The 2311-nt window shown below is 48.2% G+C and carries 2 protein-coding genes; one reads left to right on the top strand and one right to left on the bottom strand.

The genetic code is table 11. The features are described 5' to 3' along the window. Positions 1 to 120: 120 nt before the first annotated feature. Positions 121 to 1077, top strand: coding sequence for a hypothetical protein (locus tag K5677_RS13305; protein ID WP_296728914.1), 957 nt, complete (start codon positions 121 to 123; stop codon positions 1075 to 1077). A gap of 684 nt (positions 1078 to 1761) precedes the next feature. Here K5677_RS13305 and K5677_RS13300 read toward each other — a convergent pair. Next, entirely contained in the window at positions 1762 to 1902 is a 141-nt protein-coding gene (locus K5677_RS13300; RefSeq protein ID WP_296728912.1) for a hypothetical protein, read from the bottom strand. Between the last annotated feature and the right edge of the window lie 409 nt (positions 1903 to 2311).

Below are 2311 nucleotides of genomic sequence, written 5' to 3'. Positions count from 1 at the left end.
CCTCTTTGTTTACAGAATGTTAACATCTTCCGAGCTGACTGTATGCTATACTGTTATTGTATGTATCATTTCCCGACTGTCTTTGCGTTCGGGAAGCTATCAGAAAGGACGTATTTCCAAATGAAGGCTCGGTTTCATCTGCCTGATTTCGCAGGACATTTCAAGTTCAACCTCGTATTTTGCGAATTGCTCGCAAAGCACCCCGAATGGTTCAGGGAGGGAGTTGAGATAGCGTCATTCTACGGTGTTTTCCCGCCGTCGCTCTGGAACGGAGGACGCACACAGAGCGGCTATTGCGACAAGAGCTTTGTCAGGGGAGTAATCAATGCCTTCAACGAGAGAGGTATCCCCCTTCGCTTCACGTTCACCAATCCCATGCTTGAGAAGAAGCACCTCAGCGATGAATTCTGCAATATGGTCATGCATCTTGCGGACAACGGGCTGAATGAAGCCATAGTTTTCTCACCGCTGCTTGAGGAATATATCCGACAGTATTATCCGAAATACAAGCTCACAAGCTCAACCTGCAAGCGCATAACGGACGCGGAGCAGCTTTACAGCGAGGTCGGAAAGGATTATCACATCGTCGTTATCGACTATGACCTCAATCACGATATGGAAACTCTGAACAAGATACCCGACAAGAAGAAGTGCGAGCTTCTTGTAAATGCCTGCTGCAATCCCGAATGTCCCAACCGCTCCGAGCACTACAGAGCTATCGGTCAGCAGCAGATAATATACGCCAACCATGTGAGAAAATACCGTGATACGCCGCTGAATATGGAGCGTATCGAGCGCGAGAACCCGGGCATCATGCGCTTTAACGACTGTCCCTGTATAGGCAGGTCGCTTTTCGAGATAAAGAAGCTGAGAAATCATATCAGTCCCGATGAGATATGGGAGACATATATACCCATGGGCTTTGAGCAGTTCAAGATAGAGGGACGTACCAAGGACGTATTCAGCCTTATGGAGCATTATCTGTACTATATGGCAAAGCCTGAGTGCAGGGACGAAGCAAGGTTCGAGCTTTTAGGCTGGCTTGAAGAAAACGAAGTCATCAGCGTGAACGAATAACACAAAAATTATCCGCGGACGGCATTAGTACGGTACTCATATAGAAGTTTATAGTTATTACTCGGGGAAAAACTTTCTGAGGAAAGGTTCCCTCTGACGGAGGCGCGACCCTCTGTCCTTCGGACATCTCCCTGTACTACAGGGAGTACCCCGAACCCCTTTCCAAAGACTTTTTACCCAAATTTTCCAAGATAGGACGCCCTCTGCAATGTAGCAGAGGGCGTTAGTTTTTGTCGGGCGTCCTATCTTGGGAAATTTAAGCTGGAAGTTTTAGGGAGGGAGTTTAGCTCACGTTTCTTAACGAACAATAATACGTATGGTACTACAATACGCAAAGGATCAACAGTTTCAACGAAGGCGGTCTCCCACCTGTGGCATTAAGAACTTCGAATCAGCTCTCGCATCACGCCGCCTGACTCCTGCCTATCCAAGATTTTGGGTATTCTCCGACTGCACATTTCTTGACAATTCCAGGTGGAGTTCCAGATGTCAGCATTTTCATCACCTCCTGAGCAAACAAAAAAGCGCACAGCAGTCCGTGACGAACCACTGTGCGCTTTGTATTTAATTTTTGACAAAATAAAAAGGCAGAGCAACGCCTTTGACGTTACTCTGCCTTCTCTTAACTTATATTTGGACATAGCTACCCGTGCCATGCATATTATTCCAAAACAAAACCGCATTTCATTTAAAATGGGCATAGTTAGCCCGTGAAATGCTGACTATCCCGTCGATAGTCCTGTATCCCCGCGGAGGTACCTTATCATGACTATGCGCCATGACGTTTTCCTCATTACGAGGCTTCTGATATTCTCCTACAAGCATACGCCTGCACCCTCCGAAGCCGGGAACACATCAGCCGAAGGTCGGCCTCAACCTTCACATAGTTCTTTGTCTCTCTGCCCTTACGGAGTCAGAGCCGCACGTGCGGATGGCGCGCAAGCCGGCTGTCATTGCCATAATAGGAGCGGGAAGGATGTCCCTTCAGCCGATTTCGCAGGATACATATTACGAGCCGTTGCTGTACGGCTCGGTAGCCCACAAATCTGAAATAGGGAGTTCCTAGGCACTCAGCTAAATACTATCGGTCATTCTTGACACGACTCGCTGAGTCTCTCCTACCGCCTTCACGTATTGATTATTTATCGCTCGCTCTTTCGAGGTCCTGGCGTACGGAAGCTCGCGGCTTGTCGGTTTTTGCCGGCACCGGTCTTGCTGCACACTGATGTGTTGA

Source organism: Ruminococcus sp. (assembly GCF_024684275.1).
Note: the sequence above shows the minus strand (reverse complement) of the source record. Positions and strands in the feature narration are given on the sequence as shown.